Raw genomic sequence first — 15,867 nt, 5'->3', positions numbered from 1 at the left:
ATCGGATAATTCAATGATTATCGAAGATTATATGCTTAATTATTAAAATAGCCGCTCGAAATCTATCGAGCGGCTATTATTTAGCTTAAATCAGGATAATAACTATTCAGTAATCGGCTTTAGTTGAATTACCGAGCCTGGAACTGCCGGTGTTGGCGGACTTTGACAGTTCGGCCAGCCAACCGGTTGACCGTCAGCTTCAGCTTCACCGGTTGTAAACCAGCATGGTGGATAATCAGCACAATACGATAGCGTTGTTGTACCTCTGAAGTAGTTTACCAACTTAACCACGTCGCTGCCCATTACAATACAGTCGCCATTAGCATCCGCTGAAGCCCAGAAGTATGGATTGCCAGCCGATGGGTTATTCATCAAGCATTGAACCGAAGCTGATGAACCCTTGAAGTAGTTAACCAGGAAGGTAACATCGCCGCCGATTGTTCTTGGCGGCCATAAACCTAAGGACATATTAGCATCGCCGGGCAAATAGGCGTAGCCGGACGCTTGCATCTGGACATCAAGATGAGTGATACTGCCGGCGATAACCTCGATATTGGTAAATGTAGTGTCTGCATAACCGGCTAATGAAAATGAGACTTCATACATGCCGGGGGCTAATGATGCCAGTTCATATTCTCCATTCTCGTCAGTATAGGTATCATCGCGCATACCTGCTGCAACAACATAAACACCCTCTAAGGAATCGCCGGATGACGCATCGGCAACCAAGCCGGCAATTGTTCCGGTGGATGATGTATCGGCAATCCATTCAACGGCTAAGCCGCCGAACAGCCGGTTAGCCGGGTTGTCGTCATTGCACAGATAGCTTAAACCGGATGGAATAAATTCGTATTCCAAGCCAATTGTCGCCTCCTGTCCCAGTCCGCTCGATATGCTTTCGGCAAGGTAATTATACTGATACAGCAATTTCCCATCCTCGAATAATACTAATTCGAATTCAAGCGAATCGCTCAGTTCATTCATTATGGAAGTTTTCCATTGAATGACAGTGTAATCAATATCAGGTTCATCAAAATATTGGTAATATACTCCCTGCCCGATTTCATATTGAACATGCAGAAAATCCCAGAAAACCAGCGCCATTGGGGCATGCGGCGATGAGGTATCCGGTAAGGGGCAATCATTGGTGCCAAGCCAGACATCGCGAACGCCCAGATGAACCGAACCATGCGAGTTGACCCACATAGTATCATAAGACTGGCCATAGAATTCAAAGCTGAAACCTATAGGCAGTGCGGCAGACATAAAATAATGGTCCGTTGGACTAAGCTGGGTGCCGGTACCGGAAATATCAATCCAGCTGAATTCGGGACCTCCGGCAACTGTGTTATCGAAATAACTGTAGCCGTATGCATCAGGCCCGCCCATTCCCTGATGTTCGCAGGCGGGGATTACCGCATAAACGGTATCATCGATGGCTGCCTCGTCCCCCGGATTGATTACCAACACAATGAATGTATAATCGCCTTCGACAGAGGCAGAAAACGGAGCCGTGAATGTTAACTGAGTTGCTTCTAATGAATCAAGCGTGATGCCGGTCTCTGTCTGGTTGTAAATTTCGATATCACTGGGGTCTTTTACGGTGAGATTAACATCGAAAGTTTGCTGAAGCGACCCCATATTTCTAACGGTTGCTTTTGGATTATAGCTTTGTTCGGTAACTATAAAATCGGTTGGATAATCAAAAGATACGGCTTCAATATTATCACTTAGCAGGATTGTCTGGGAAACAGAAACGTCATCGATTATCCACCACCAGCCATCGAAGCCAACATACTTAAAGCCGATTTTTACCTGACTTTCGCCCAGCGCCCAAGAAGTAATATCATAAGACCGATAAGCTGTCTCGTGGTTAGAGCCGCCCTCATCGGCTGTATAAACAACTATCTCATGAGGCCATGTCAGTCCATTATCCGTGGAACCATAGATAAAAGCCGTATCGGTTAAATTGCTGTAAGTGTCATCCCAGTAATTAACATAAAAGGAAAGACTGCATAAAGAAGTTGAACCAAACGAAAGACTTGGAGTAATCAGCCATTCTTTTTGATATTCAGATGGTATATGATAAGCCCGGGCGATAGTATCACCCCAGGTGGAATAATACCATCTCGACCAGTCGTTGCCGTCCGCTGGAGCCGGCGTAACCTCATTGACGATTTTCCAGCCGTTGGGTGGATTATCACCAAACGGTCCCCAAGCGCCGTTGAAAGCCTCATATACCAGCGTATCGGATACATTGCCAAACACAAATGGCTCATCGAGATACCATGTCAGGACATACGAGCCTTTCAGGACGAAAGCAATTTGAACATTGCTTTCACCATCAGCCCATGGTAAATAGATTGACTGCGTGTCGGGCCCATTCAGCGCTCCCATAGTAGAATCGGTCATAAACACAGTATAATCCCAATTCAAGCCGCCATCTATCGAGCCGAATACAAACGCGGTATCGGGATTGCCAGAACTGTTGGAATGGCTTTGCTTGAATGACAAAAATACAGAATCTTCAGCCGTGCAATCGAATATAGGTGAAATCAGCCAATCTGCAATTGCATTGTCGCCGGCAAAAAATGTTCGGCAAAGGTTGCCGTTCCAATAGGGTTCATAAACGGCTGGCGGGTCGTAAAGCGACCAGGATGTCTCATCCCACTCGGGCACGCCGCTGTCGCTAACTGTCCAGCCCGGTATTGGGTTGTTGATGATTGGCCCAATTGGGCCGCTAAAATCTTCCGATAACAAGGTGTCAACTATCATGATATCGGTTGTTAAATCGCCCTCCGAACCCGCGGCTGATGCGGCTATAACGAAAATCCAAATCATCAGCCAAACAGAAAACCCTTTAGCATTTTTGAACATAATGATACTCCTTTCAAAATGCGCGCATTTTTTTCATGTGATATTACAAAACAGCAATAAAAATCACAGAAATTAGCTTAAGCATTTCAGTTTTTATTTATTAAAAACAACATCATTATCAAAAGAACGAACTATTTAAAATCGAGGAAAGGCCCATTATTTAAAATAGCGGCCGATTTATTTATAAAAATAATATAAATTGATAATCATGTCAAGTTTAATCTTTAAGGAGTTTCGCTATTTTATTTTTCAGAACCCGATATGCAATGTTATGAAAAAAAATGAGGAAATTCCAACAGGAAAATATCTTGACTTGATTGCCATTGAATGTATATTAACAAACTTAAATTGACTGTTTCCATAATAATAACAAACAGTTAATTGGATGGTGAAACAGATTGAAATTAAAATACTCAATTGACAACAAAAAAAGAGGCAACTTTTTCAGGGGGAATGATAAATTGGTTTTAATCATAATAATTATATCGTTGATTTTGACAGCTAATGTTTTCGGCCAAACTGATAAGAGTATAGCTTTAGATGCAGGCATTTTCAATATCCCTGTTAAGCAACCCCAAAATATTTTAGCGCTCGAACAACCGGTGGATCCCCGAACTTATAAGCTAGGTCCTGGCGATAAGATTACTATATTTATCTGGGGAAATATTCAAACCCAGTATGACCTGACTATTTCTCCCGAGGGCAAATTGTTAATCCCGACTATTGGACCGGTTGCAGTTTCGGGCATGTATTTAAAATTTGCTAAAAAAACTATCGAAAAAAAAATACTCGAAAGATTTAAAAACGTTAGCGTTTCAGTCGAACTTAGCGATTTACGCTATTTTAGAGCATCAGTTGGCGGCGCCGTGAAGTTTCCGGGAATATATACAGTTAACGGCATTACACGGGTTTCTGAAATTATCGCAAAGGCAGGAGGATTTTTACGAGAGGTTGATGAAGTTGTTGAACAAGATGAGAATATAAAATTGGATTCGGATATAGAAGAAAAACAGCCTGTTATATATCCATCGGGGATTGCCTCCCATAGAAATATTATTGTTAAGCATATTGATGGTTCAATTGATACCGCTGATGTATTGCTTTTCGAGCAAACCGGTGATCTTAGATATAATTATAAACTTACCGATGGCGATGAGATTTTTATTCCGCTGCGCGAGCAAAATGTAAACATGTATGGAATATTCGGCGGAGTAAAAAACCCGGGGTTTTTTGAGTATTCTCATCGCGATTCGTTAAAAGACTTGATTAGTCTGGGGCATGGTTTTACGCTTGATGTTGATTCATCTGCGGCAGAACTGGTGAGATTTGGCTTGGATGGTCATACGATTATTCGGGATACTATCTTGTTGGGAAAGTACTTGCAGGATGGAAACCAAGATATAAAAATGATGCCTGATGACCGCATATATATTAAAACAATTAATAATTTTAACGAGAAATATCAGGCACTTATTGAAGGAGAGGTAAAAAATCCGGGCTATTATGCTATTATGCCGGAATCTACTTACCTAAGCCAACTAATTGAAGAAGCGGGCGGTTTTACTCCTTTGGCATCCTTAGCTGAGGCCAAAATGACAAGGTTTGTTGATATTAGCGGGGTTGATAAAGAATTTGAACGTTTGAAATTAATGAGCGTTTCAAATATGACTGATATGGAGTATAACTATTTCAAGATAAAATCGAGAGAAAAATCCGGTCGGATGTCCGTTAATTTTCAGGAATTATTTTCCGGTGATGGGAAAAACGATATTTTATTAAAGAATGGTGATGTTATCACTATTCCGGGTGTAAACGATATTGTCAATGTTGCCGGCGAAGTTGCAAATCCGGGATTTATGACATTTAACCCTGCTTTCAATTACAAAGATTATATTAAGCTCGCAGGAGGCTATAGCTTTCGGGCAGATAAGGGCAAAATCAGGATTATTACCGGCGTAACTGGCGAATGGAAAAAAGCTAAACGCGGCACAAGAATCCAGCCGGGTGATATTATAATAGTTCCCGAGAAAGGGAAAAGCAAGTTTTTCACATATGTAAAGGAAGCGCTGTCGTTTACAGCCAGCTTGGCAACAGTATACCTTGTAATTAGTGAGGCTACCAAGTAGAACCTATGGAAACACCAAAAACAACCAGAGCAGGTTTATGGGATATACTATCAGTAATTATTAAGTGGCGGCGTTTGTTTGTTATTAATTTTATAGCGGCAGCCATAATTACTTTTATAATCGCCTCTTTTTTACCAAAATGGTATACTTCGCATGCTACTATATTTCCCCCTGAACGGGAATCCTCAGGAATGAGTCTTTCATCATTATTAGGCGGCAGCGGATTGGGGATGGCGCTATCCGGTGGCGGCATGTCTCTGCCGTCATTTGTAACCCTTTCGGATGTTTATTCATCAATACTATTGAGTAGAGAAGTCGCTGAAGGTGTAATCGAAAAAAACAACCTAATGGAAGCCTATGGAGTTCAGTCTATAGAACCGGCATTAGTAAGATTAGCCGGTCAGGTAGCAGTAAGTGTAGAACCAAATGGGATGATAAAAGTTTTTGTTGAAGACAAAGACCCGGAAATGGCTATGATTCTGGTCAATTCATTTATTGAAGGATTAAATGATATTAATCGCAAGGTTAGAACATCGAAAGCCTCCGCGGCCCGCCAGTTTATTGAGGAACGATTAGTCCAGAATAAAATCGAATTAGATTCTGCTGAGGAGGCCTACAAGCAATTCCAAATAGACAACAAAGCGATTTCCCTCCTTGAACAAGTACAAGCCCAAATCAGCAGCTTAGCAACCTTAAAGAGCCAACAGGTTATGGCTGAGATTGAGCTTGGGGTATTAAAACACTCATTACTACCTACTCATACTAAAATAAAACAAAAAGAAGCAAAAATTGAAGAAATCAAAAGGCAAATCAGGCTTTTCGAAGAAGGTTCATCTGATTCCGGCAAGGAAGGTATTTTTTCATTGTCGATGGCTGATGCGCCCGAACTTGGATTGGAACTGGGAAGATTAACTCGCAATTTGAAGATACAGGAAGCCATATTCGAACTTCTTACGCAGCAGCATGAACAAGCTAAGATTCAGGAAAAAAGGAATACGCCTACCATACAGATTCTCGACCCGCCAAAAATTCCGGAAAAGAAAAGCAGGCCTAAAAGAATTAAATTGTCTATTTTAGCAGGAGCTTTTTGCTTTTTTCTTACTTTTATAACTGTATTTTTCAAGGAGTTTATCGACAGAAATAAGGAATCAGATACAGAAATTTATCACCATCTTGAAAATATCGCAAACACTCTAAAAGAAGATGTCTACGCTATAAAGTCTATCTTTATATCGAAGAAGGGAGACAAAAGTGACCAAACCGGTTGAGATTGGGCAGGTTGGGCTTGGCGCATGGGGAAAAAACCTGCTGCGCAATTTCTCATCCTTAAATAAGTGCCATGTAAAAATGGCTTGCGATTTTAATGACGCGCAATGCGCAAAAGCATCTGAAACATTTCGGGGAATATCTCTGACTACAAAATATGAAGATATTCTCAATGATAATAAAATTGAAGCTGTTGTTATTGCTACGCCGCCGGCTATGCATTATAAAATGGCGGCACAGGCTATTGAGTCTGGCAAGGATGTTTTTGTGGAAAAGCCGTTGGTTTTAAACCTTGATGAAGGTAAAAAGCTTGTTGAGTTGGCGGCCAAAAAGGAACGGATTTTAATGGTTGGCCATATCATGGAATACCATCCTACTACATTATTTTTAAAGAAATACATTGATGATGGAACTCTCGGCGAGATTTATTATCTTTATTCATCAAGAATAAACCTTGGCAAGGTTCGCGATATAGAAAATTCTCTGTGGAGTTTTGCGCCTCACGATATTTCGATAATCATGTTTTTGCTCGATAAATATCCTGTACGCGTTACCGCCAATGGCTCATCGTATTTGCAGAAAAATATTGAGGATGTATGTTTTATGACCATGCATTTCAACGATAAGACGATGGCACATGTGCATGTTAGCTGGCTTGATCCTCATAAGGAACGCAAGCTTACCATTGTCGGGTCGAAAAAGATGGTTGTTTTTGATGATACCAGAACCTCAGAGAAGATATGGCTTTATGATAAAGGTGTGGATACTGCGCTTGATTATTCAACTTACGCCGAGTATTTTAATCTAAGAATTGGTGATATAACCATTCCCCGAGTGCCCGGGGGCGAACCGCTAAAATTGGAATGTTCTCATTTTATTGAAAGCGTTCAAAAACGCAGTCGTCCGCGTTCCGATGGGATAGATGGGCTTAAAGTTTTAACGGTACTGCAAGCCGCGCAGAGTTCGCTTGAAAAAGGCGGTACACCGGTTGATGTTCCAAGCTACAAATAGGTAGGTAATTTATGAGTAATGTTATTGCTGAATCAGCAGGGATAGCTAAAGATATTAAACTTGGAAATTTTTGTGTAATAGGCGCAAATGTGTCTATTGATGCCGGATGCATAATCGGTAATGGCGTCATTATTCATCCCGATACGCAAATTGGCTCAAATGTCCGTATTGATGATAATACTGTTTTGGGCAAACTCCCGATGAAAGCCGCCAATTCGGCGGTTACCAAAGACCAGCAATTGCCGGCTCTTACAATTGGCGATAACTGCATTATCGGCACATCGGTAGTAATCTACCGCGGCTGTAAAATTGGCGAGAAAGTTCTCGTAGCCGACTTATCATCAGTGCGCGAAAATGTTTCGATAGGCAATTTTACAATTATTGGCAGAGGTGTCGCTGTTGAAAATTTCTGCGAGGTCGGCTGTTATTGCAAGCTCGAAACTAATGTCTATCTTACCGCTTATTCAAAAGTAGAGGATAGAGTTTTTATAGCTCCTTGTGTTGCCACCTCAAACGATAATTTTGTTGGCAGAACCGAAGAAAGATTCAAACATTTTAAGGGTGTAACTGTAAAAAAGGGCGGCAGGATTGGCGTAGGCGCAGTGATTTTGCCTGGTAAGGAGCTTGGCGCAGATTGTCTGATAGCCGCCGGGGCTTTGGTTGCCGCTAATGCGCCTGCAAAAACAATAGTCGCAGGAATTCCCGCTAAAAAGTTCCGGGAGGTTCCCGATGAACAACTTCTTGAGAATCAAAACTGGGAGAAAAAATGAAAGTTGTGCCCTTAGATTTAAAACTTCAGTATCAGTCAATCAGGGAAGAGATTAACGAAGCCATACAAAAAGTACTTGACCATTGCGGATTTATTTTAGGTCCCGAGGTCAAACAACTTGAAGCTGAACTGGCAAGATATTGCACTACAAAACATGCTGTCGGCGTAGCCTCGGGCACGGATGCTCTGCTTCTTTCGCTTAGAGCCTGCGGTGTTGAACCGGGCGATGAGGTTATCACAACCGGTTTTACATTTTTTGCCACTGCCGGGGTTATTTCGCGTTTGGGGGCAATACCCGTTTTTTGCGATATAGATGAAAAGACTTTCAATATCAATCCGGAACTTATCGAATCAAAAATTACCCCCAAAACAAAAGCTATCATGCCGGTACATCTATATGGCCAGATTGCTGAAATGGACAGAATAATGGAAATCGCCCGGCAGCATAATCTACCTGTTGTTGAGGATGCGGCGCAGGCGATTGGCGCAAAATATCACGACCGTTTGGCGGGAACATTAGGCGATGCCGCCGGTTTCTCGTTTTTCCCCAGCAAAAACCTTGGCGCTTACGGGGATGGCGGAATTATTGCAACGAACTCCGATGGGTTGGCTGATAAATTAAAGATACTTCGAGTGCATGGCTCTAAACCCAAATATTATCATTCGATTGTGGGTTATAATAGCCGCCTTGATACGATACAGGCCGCCATCCTGCTGATTAAGCTCAAACATCTAAATGACTGGCATGAAGGAAGGCGTAAAGTTGCTCATAATTATGATAAACAGCTAAGCGGTTTGAATGGGGTTCGGACGCCTTATGTTAATGATTACAACTATCATATTTACCATCAATATACATTGACTGTCGAAAACCGGGAAAAACTGCAGGCAGAGCTAAAAAGCAAAGAGATCGGTTTTGCCACCTATTACCCCATACCATTGCATCTTCAAGATTGCTATAATGACCTTGGCTATAAAAAGGGCGATTTGCCGGTATCTGAAAAACTTGCCGAGAAGGTGATATCAATACCTATTTATCCTGAGATGCCTCAAGACCAGCAAGCTTATGTGATTGAGACAATCAGAGAATTCTATAAATAGCATAATGAAGAAAATCGCGGTAGTTGTCGGCGCTCGTCCTCAGTTTATTAAACTTGCTCCGGTTGTTGAGATATTTTCCGACAAGGTTAAATTAGTTATCATCCATACCGGACAGCATTATGATTTTGAGATGTCGGATGTCTTTTTCCATCAGTTGAATCTGCCGCAAGTCGATTATCATCTTGGCATTGGTTCGGACAGCCAGGCGGCTCAGGTTGGGCGCATGATGATTGAACTTGAAAAGGTTTTTGTCAAGGAATCTCCCGACATGACAGCAGTTATTGGCGACACCAACAGCACGCTTGCCGGGGCTCTTGCTGCCGCTAAAAACAACATTCCATTAGCGCATATTGAGGCTGGCCTTCGCTCGAACAATAACCATTTGCCAGAGCAGATAAATCGAGTTGTAACCGACCATTTATCAAATATATTTTGCTGTCCAACTCAAAGCTCGGTTGATCATTTAAAAGCGGAGGGCATAAAGAACGGCATATTTCTAACCGGAGATATTCTTTATGATGTAATTGATAGAATAATCCCGGATGATGAATTCATCGATTCTTTTCTTGCGGAAAATAATCTCAAGCCGGGTGATTATATTTTATTTACGGTTCATCGAGCAGAAAATGCTGATAGTATTGATTTCCTTCAAGCGCTGGTAGCCGGATTGGAAAATTTGCCTTGGCAAATCTTTTTACCATTACACCCTCGAACAAAAGGTAAATTGGAAGAATTTGGTTTGATGAATCGGCTTTCGGCAATTGCAAATGTCCGAATTTCCGAACCGGTTGGGATTATTGAAAGCCTGGCATTAACGAAATCTTCATTGGGCGTAATGACCGATTCCGGCGGGCTTCAAAGAGAGGCGGCGTTTTTCGGTAAGAAGTCATATATATTACGCGATGAAACTGAGTGGTTAGAGCTAAAGCGATGCGGAGCGGTTGTCTGTATAAAATCTGACTTGCGAAACACAGAATTTGATTGGAATAGTTATTCTTCCCCTGGATCTGAGTATTTTCAGAAGGCTTCACAGAAAATCGCCGATTGTATTATTAATGCCCTGTATATGAAGTAGCTTATTTTTGTGCTTTGGCCATCATTTAAGGGGTTTAAGGTCTTGACTTTAATAGTTAATAAAAACATTATAATCTGATATTATGTTTTGGTTGAATGAAAAGTTTTTAAATAACGGCTTTTTAGAAAAAGCGAAAAACGATTTTAGGGGTCAGGGAGTTGGCCGTCTGGCTGAGAATTTTGTATCTTTATCCGTATTACAGGTGATTAATTACATTCTGCCGCTTATAACTTTGCCTTATCTGGTCAGAGTGTTGGGTGTGGAAAAATTCGGATTAGTGGCATTTGCGGTTTCTTTTATTCAGTATTTCCTCATACTTACAGATTATGGATTTAACTTATCGGCAACAAGAGAAATATCAATTCATCGGGATGATAAGTCTAAAATATCAGAGATTTTCATTTCAGTGATGATAATAAAAGGCGTTTTAATGCTGGCAAGTTTTGGTATTATGTCGGTTATTATTCTTAGTTTCGATAAATTTAGAGGCGACTGGTTGATATATATCCTTGCTTTCGGCATAGTTGCGGGACAATCATTATTTCCGGTCTGGTTTTTTCAAGGCATGGAAAAGATGAAGCATATTACTATTTTTAATATTACAGCCAAAGTAATTTTTACAGCCCTTATTTTTATTTTCATACGAGAACAATCAGATTATTTATATGTTCCATTATTCAATTCAATGGGCTATCTGACCGCTGGAATAATCTCGATCTGGGTAGTATTTATATACTTCAAGGTGAAAATTCATATTCCCGGAATAGCCTGTATATATGGCTATTTCAAAGGCAGCACCGAATTTTTCCTGTCGCGCGTATCGGTTTCGATATATACCAGCAGCAATACATTTATTGTGGGGTTGTTTTTAGGCGATGCAATGACCGGTTATTATGCTGCTGCGGAAAAACTCGCTACAGCTATTAGAATGATTTACACGCCGCTTAGTACGGCTTTATATCCATATATGTGCAAAGTAAAGAATTTGAAATTATACAAAAAAATATTTATAATAGTTACTATAATGAATTTACTAATAAACAGTCTTGTCTTTATTTTCTCCGGTTTTATTGTCAATCTTCTTTATGGCGCAGGTTTTGAGATTACAATGAATTTGTTCAGGATTTTATCAGCGGCAAATATGATAGCGATACCGGCGATACTTTTGGGTTATCCTTTGCTGGCGGCGATGGGGTATCCCAAAATAGTCAATTACAGCGTAATTATCGCCTCCTGCGTTCATTTAGCGATGCTTCTGGCTGTTATACCTGTAATAAATGTGTACTTAGTTGCATTGATTACGATTATTACACAGATTATAGTAGTTGGAATTAGAGCATATGGCGTAAAAAAATATAAAATATGGAGCATACAATGAAGGCTATAATCCTTGCCGCGGGCATTGGTTCCAGATTAGGGTATCCGCTTCCGAAAGGATTGTTAGAGATGCCATCCGGGGAGAGCATCCTGGCGAGACAGGTCCGAATACTAAAATCGGAAGGGATATCAGATATTACTATTGTGGTTGGATACAAAAAAGAACTTATTATGTCGGAACTCAAAGAAGTCCAATTCTATTATAATCCTGATTTTCGCACAACAAACACATCCAAAAGCCTGTTGTTTGCGATAAGAGAATTTGATGATGATATTTTATGGATAAATGGAGATCTCGTTTATGACCGTGAAATTATTGCTGGAATAAAAGCTCAAAAAGATAATACTATCATAGTTAATGATGCTCAATGCGGTGAGGAGGAAGTTAAGTACCGGTTAGATGAGAATAATAATGTCTGCTCTATTTCCAAAGAAGTGAATAATGCGCGCGGAGAAGCATTGGGTATAAACATTGTCAATAGAGAAACGCTGAAGGAATTTATTAAGGCTTTGGAAGAATGCGATAATAATGATTATTTTGAAAGAGCTATACAAATACTTATTGATAAAGGTGTTGCATTTAAAAGCCGCAATGTGTCAAATTACAGATGTATCGAGGTTGATTTTGAAGAGGATTGGGAAAAAGCGCTGGCAATGTTCAGCTAATCTAGATTATAGAGGTATATACCTGCCATGATGAAATTAGTTGGCGGAAGAAGAATGACATTCCGCGAAAAAGTATGCCGACTTATTGCCTTAATTTTTGGCGACTTTATTTATCTGATTTCAGTTATTGTTCCTAAAAGAAAAAACCTTTGGGTTTTCGGCGCATGGATGGGAGAAACGTATTCGGATAATTCCAAATATCTATTTGAATATGTTATCAAAAACTATCCGGAAATTCAGGCTGTCTGGCTTGTAAATAATGAGACAACTCTTAAATTACTGAAAAGTAAAAATTATCCGGTATTTAAAAGCTACAGTTTAAAGGGAACCTGGATTTCAATGAGAGCGAAGGTTGCCGTTTTATCCACTTGGTTTAGCGATATAAACTGGTTTACGGTTCCTAATAAAAAGTTTGCTCTATTATGGCATGGAACGCCCCTGAAGAAAATCGGTTTTGATGATAAGAAAAACTCTGATATTACCTCAGGACGGCGAAAAGCTTTTTTTAAGCTGTTTCCATACATATCCCAAGATTTCTCCAAAATTCTTATTACAGCTCCCTCGGATATTGTTCGAAAGCTATTCGTCGGCGCATTCAAGTCCACGGAAAATATTCGCATAACCGGTTTTCCCCGCAATGATGTGTTTTCTCAAAAGGATGTTGAGAATTTCCCGATTAAAGCTAAGATTTTAGAGCTAAAGAAAAAATATAAAATCGGTATATATATGCCTACACATAGAAAAAATAGCAGACGTGAATTTGATGCATATATAGCTGAAAATTTAGATATGGTAAACTCCAGGTTAAAAGAGATTGATGTTGTCTTGTTGTTTAAATACCATGTTTTTAACCCGCATACAGCTAAAAACAGGAAAAATGAGTATTCGAATATCATTATTTTAAATAACGAGGATATTAATCAGGATGTTTACCCATTGCTTACTTTGGTTGATTTTTTAGTTACGGATTATTCCAGTATTTACTTTGATTTTCTATTAGCCGATAAACCGATAATATTTGCGCCGTTTCTATCAGAGCAATATATATGCAATGACAGGGAGCTGTATTTTAATTATAATGAGGTTACGCCCGGTCCCAAGGCTAAAAACTGGGACGAATTATTAATATGTATTGAGGAAACAATAAAAAAACCGGATGAATATAAACGACAAAGAGCTGAATTGAATAATAAATTTAACCAGTATCATGATGGCGGCAACTGCAAACGAGTATTTGATGAGATTATCAGGTTCATTACATAAATTTTGTATGGGGAAGTAATCTTTATGAGATTAAGTATATGATTTTATATATGGAATATTTGGCTGAAGGCAAAAGGGGAGGTGAAATATATCATAGCCATCTTTATAAATTCTTATCAGATCGTTTTAAAGATTTATTCCCAAAACAACTTGGAAAGTTTCCTCAAAATTTAAAAAATCCGATTAAACACATGATATATAAATTGTCATTAGTAAAAGAATTTCACCCTGATTTAGTTATAGTAGATATATCATCGGCGTTTCGCAGTATTGCCGCGGTTCGCTGGATGAAGAAACGAAAACGTAATATTTTGGTTATTGTTCAAGGAGAAAGGCTGAGTTTTAGATATAGGTTTATTTTTATGAAATGGCTGGTTCGGTGGTTTGAGAGGTATCTTTTAAAAAATGCCGATATACTTTTAGCAAACAGTCAATATATCGCTGATGCGTCGAAAAAGTATACCGGCCGCCGGATACCTATTGTTATTGCTTATCCCGGTTTAGAATATAAACCGGTACCTGAGCAAAGCACTTATTCATCAGATACCAATATGCAAAAACCGGTTAATTTATTATTCATAGGGCAATGCACTTATCGAAAAGGAGCGGCATTCTTAATTGAAGCAGTTGGCATTTTAAAGGATATGAATATACATTTAAATATCGCAGGCGAGTATTTTAAGGACGACAAATATTATAAAGAAATAGAAAGTATTATAAAAAAATATGATATTAAAGATAAAGTTGCTTTTCGCGGATTCCTGAATCGTTCTGAATTAACAGAGCTTTATATAAAGAGCGATATATTCCTATCGCCATCGTTGGCGGAAGGATACGGCATGGTATTGGCTGAGGCTCTCTGCTATGGCTTGCCGGTTATTGCCAGCAGAGTGGGAGCGATTCCGGAGATGATTGATGACGGCATTAACGGCATCCTGGTTAATCCCGGCGATTCGCATAATCTGGCTGATGGAATAAGGCGGCTTGTTGAGGATGTTGATTTGCGAAATTCAATGAGCCAGGCAAATCTCGAAAAAGCGAAAACGCTGCCGACTTGGGATGATTTTGACAAAGTATTGGAGGAACAGTTGGCGCCATTGATAGAAGAAATGATTAAATAGAATCGTTCATTTATTTGCAATAGTGAATATTAAGGAATTTAAGATTAAGACTGATTAATGAAAATCCAGAACACTACTATAAAGGCTGCAATGTTATGTCAAAGATAATGTATATAGCTTTTGCTCAATCGTCTCATACAATTAAATGGGTGAAATATTTTAGAGACCTTGGTAATGATATTATGCTGGTTAGTTTTTATCCCGGTAATTCCATTGATGGCGTAGACATAAGATATCTCCGTTGTACAAATAAAAACTTGGCGATATTGAAATTGCCTCAAGTAAAAAAACTTATAAGATATTTCAAACCGGATATATTACATGCTCATTATGCGTCAAGTTGTGGTATTGTTGCAGCGTTGACGGGCTTTCATCCATATGTATTATCTGTTTGGGGCGATGATATTTTAGAATTTCCCCAAAAATCGCTTATCCATAGATGGCTTGTTAAAAAAGCTATTAATAAAGCTGATTATGCAACAGCAACAAGCAATATGTTGGCTAATGCCACGAAAGACCTAATTAACGATAATAAAAATATCAAAGTAATACCTTTCGGTGTTGATATTAGCCATTACAAGTTCACGGTTAAATCACCTGATAATATTACTCATATCGGTACGGTGAGAAATCTACTGCCAAAATATGGTTTAGCGTATTTAATAAAGGCTTTCGCTTCATTGATAAAGAAATATGATAATCTTAAACTAACTATTGTTGGGGATGGATATCTAAGATCAAGTTTGGAATTATTAGTGAATGAATTGGGAATAAATAATCATGTAATATTTACAGGATTTGTTGCCCACGAAAAAGTTGTTGGCTATTTGAAGACTTTCGATATATTTATTATGCCATCAATTGGTGAAGGAGAAACTTTTGGAGTTGCGGCAGTTGAGGCAATGGCTATAGGATTGCCAGTTGTTGCATCAAAAATCGGTGGCTTACCTGAAGTAATTGACGATGGTCAAACTGGAATCTTAGTTAAGCCTGGCGATGTTGAGGATTTGAAGAAGGCTTTGGAATACTATATTATTAATACCGATGTCAGAATCAAGCATGGCAGAGCAGGCAGGAAAAAGGTCGAGGAAAAATACAACTGGCAGGATAATGCTGAAATGATGAATAGGTTGTATTTGAAGATTTTAAATGAAAAGGATTAATGTATTATTGTGTAAAACTAAGCTCTTTTCTAAGATTTACACTTTAATCAAA

At 39.4% G+C, this 15,867-nt stretch carries 12 protein-coding genes; 11 read left to right on the top strand and 1 reads right to left on the bottom strand.

The genetic code is table 11. From position 1 onward, the window contains the following. Window positions 1-102: 102 nt before the first annotated feature. Complete coding sequence (locus J7K40_13360; protein MCD6163382.1) at window positions 103-2,877, bottom strand: carboxypeptidase regulatory-like domain-containing protein; 2,775 nt, start codon at window positions 2,875-2,877, stop codon at window positions 103-105. Window positions 2,878-3,275: 398 nt separating this feature from the next. Between J7K40_13360 and J7K40_13355 the strand changes: the two genes are divergently transcribed. The 11 genes from J7K40_13355 (at window position 3,276) to J7K40_13305 (ending at window position 15,815) form a co-directional block, all read left to right on the top strand. Continuing rightward, window positions 3,276-5,003, top strand: a complete 1,728-nt coding sequence (locus J7K40_13355; GenBank protein MCD6163381.1) for an SLBB domain-containing protein — start codon at window positions 3,276-3,278, stop codon at window positions 5,001-5,003. Window positions 5,004-5,008: 5 nt separating this feature from the next. Continuing rightward, window positions 5,009-6,271, top strand: a complete 1,263-nt coding sequence (locus tag J7K40_13350) for a hypothetical protein (protein ID MCD6163380.1) — start codon at window positions 5,009-5,011, stop codon at window positions 6,269-6,271. Then, entirely contained in the window at window positions 6,255-7,280 is a 1,026-nt protein-coding gene (locus J7K40_13345) for a Gfo/Idh/MocA family oxidoreductase (GenBank protein MCD6163379.1), read from the top strand. Before J7K40_13350 ends, J7K40_13345 begins: the two co-directional genes overlap by 17 nt. 11 nt (window positions 7,281-7,291) lie before the next feature. Further along, window positions 7,292-8,050, top strand: coding sequence for an N-acetyltransferase (locus J7K40_13340; protein MCD6163378.1), 759 nt, complete (start codon window positions 7,292-7,294; stop codon window positions 8,048-8,050). Beyond that, complete coding sequence (locus J7K40_13335) at window positions 8,047-9,150, top strand: DegT/DnrJ/EryC1/StrS family aminotransferase (GenBank protein MCD6163377.1); 1,104 nt, start codon at window positions 8,047-8,049, stop codon at window positions 9,148-9,150. Before J7K40_13340 ends, J7K40_13335 begins: the two co-directional genes overlap by 4 nt. Before the next feature lie 4 nt (window positions 9,151-9,154). Further along, window positions 9,155-10,225: a UDP-N-acetylglucosamine 2-epimerase (non-hydrolyzing) gene (gene wecB / locus J7K40_13330; GenBank protein MCD6163376.1), complete on the top strand. Its 1,071-nt coding sequence runs from the start codon at window positions 9,155-9,157 to the stop codon at window positions 10,223-10,225. An 82-nt stretch (window positions 10,226-10,307) separates the two neighbouring features. After that, on the top strand, window positions 10,308-11,603 hold the full coding sequence (locus J7K40_13325) for a flippase (protein ID MCD6163375.1): 1,296 nt from the start codon (window positions 10,308-10,310) through the stop codon (window positions 11,601-11,603). Further along, window positions 11,600-12,268, top strand: coding sequence for a phosphocholine cytidylyltransferase family protein (locus J7K40_13320; protein MCD6163374.1), 669 nt, complete (start codon window positions 11,600-11,602; stop codon window positions 12,266-12,268). The genes J7K40_13325 and J7K40_13320 overlap by 4 nt, the downstream gene beginning before the upstream one ends. A 27-nt stretch (window positions 12,269-12,295) precedes the next feature. Next, on the top strand, window positions 12,296-13,531 hold the full coding sequence (locus J7K40_13315) for a CDP-glycerol glycerophosphotransferase family protein (protein ID MCD6163373.1): 1,236 nt from the start codon (window positions 12,296-12,298) through the stop codon (window positions 13,529-13,531). A 38-nt stretch (window positions 13,532-13,569) separates the two neighbouring features. Beyond that, the gene (locus tag J7K40_13310) at window positions 13,570-14,652 is read left to right on the top strand and encodes a glycosyltransferase family 4 protein (protein MCD6163372.1); all 1,083 of its coding nucleotides are present in this window, start codon (window positions 13,570-13,572) and stop codon (window positions 14,650-14,652) included. A 95-nt stretch (window positions 14,653-14,747) separates the two neighbouring features. Next, window positions 14,748-15,815, top strand: coding sequence for a glycosyltransferase (locus J7K40_13305; GenBank protein MCD6163371.1), 1,068 nt, complete (start codon window positions 14,748-14,750; stop codon window positions 15,813-15,815). The last annotated feature ends 52 nt before the right edge of the window (window positions 15,816-15,867 follow it).

The sequence above is a fragment of the Candidatus Zixiibacteriota bacterium genome, from assembly GCA_021159005.1.
Taxonomy (GTDB): Bacteria; Zixibacteria; MSB-5A5; order UBA10806; family 4484-95; genus JAGGSN01.
Note: the sequence above shows the minus strand (reverse complement) of the source record. Positions and strands in the feature narration are given on the sequence as shown.

Excerpts from the sequence above, each read along its gene's own strand:
- J7K40_13325 (MCD6163375.1), top strand. The coding sequence starts at position 10,308 with ATGTTTTGGTTGAATGAAAAGTTTTTAAATAACGGCTTTTTAGAAAAA.
- J7K40_13350 (MCD6163380.1), top strand. The coding sequence starts at position 5,009 with ATGGAAACACCAAAAACAACCAGAGCAGGTTTATGGGATATACTATCA.
- J7K40_13335 (MCD6163377.1), top strand. The coding sequence starts at position 8,047 with ATGAAAGTTGTGCCCTTAGATTTAAAACTTCAGTATCAGTCAATCAGG.
- wecB (MCD6163376.1), top strand. The coding sequence starts at position 9,155 with ATGAAGAAAATCGCGGTAGTTGTCGGCGCTCGTCCTCAGTTTATTAAA.
- J7K40_13305 (MCD6163371.1), top strand. The coding sequence starts at position 14,748 with ATGTCAAAGATAATGTATATAGCTTTTGCTCAATCGTCTCATACAATT.
- J7K40_13360 (MCD6163382.1), bottom strand. The coding sequence starts at position 2,877 with ATGTTCAAAAATGCTAAAGGGTTTTCTGTTTGGCTGATGATTTGGATT.
- J7K40_13320 (MCD6163374.1), top strand. The coding sequence starts at position 11,600 with ATGAAGGCTATAATCCTTGCCGCGGGCATTGGTTCCAGATTAGGGTAT.
- J7K40_13310 (MCD6163372.1), top strand. The coding sequence starts at position 13,570 with ATGATTTTATATATGGAATATTTGGCTGAAGGCAAAAGGGGAGGTGAA.
- J7K40_13340 (MCD6163378.1), top strand. The coding sequence starts at position 7,292 with ATGAGTAATGTTATTGCTGAATCAGCAGGGATAGCTAAAGATATTAAA.
- J7K40_13315 (MCD6163373.1), top strand. The coding sequence starts at position 12,296 with ATGATGAAATTAGTTGGCGGAAGAAGAATGACATTCCGCGAAAAAGTA.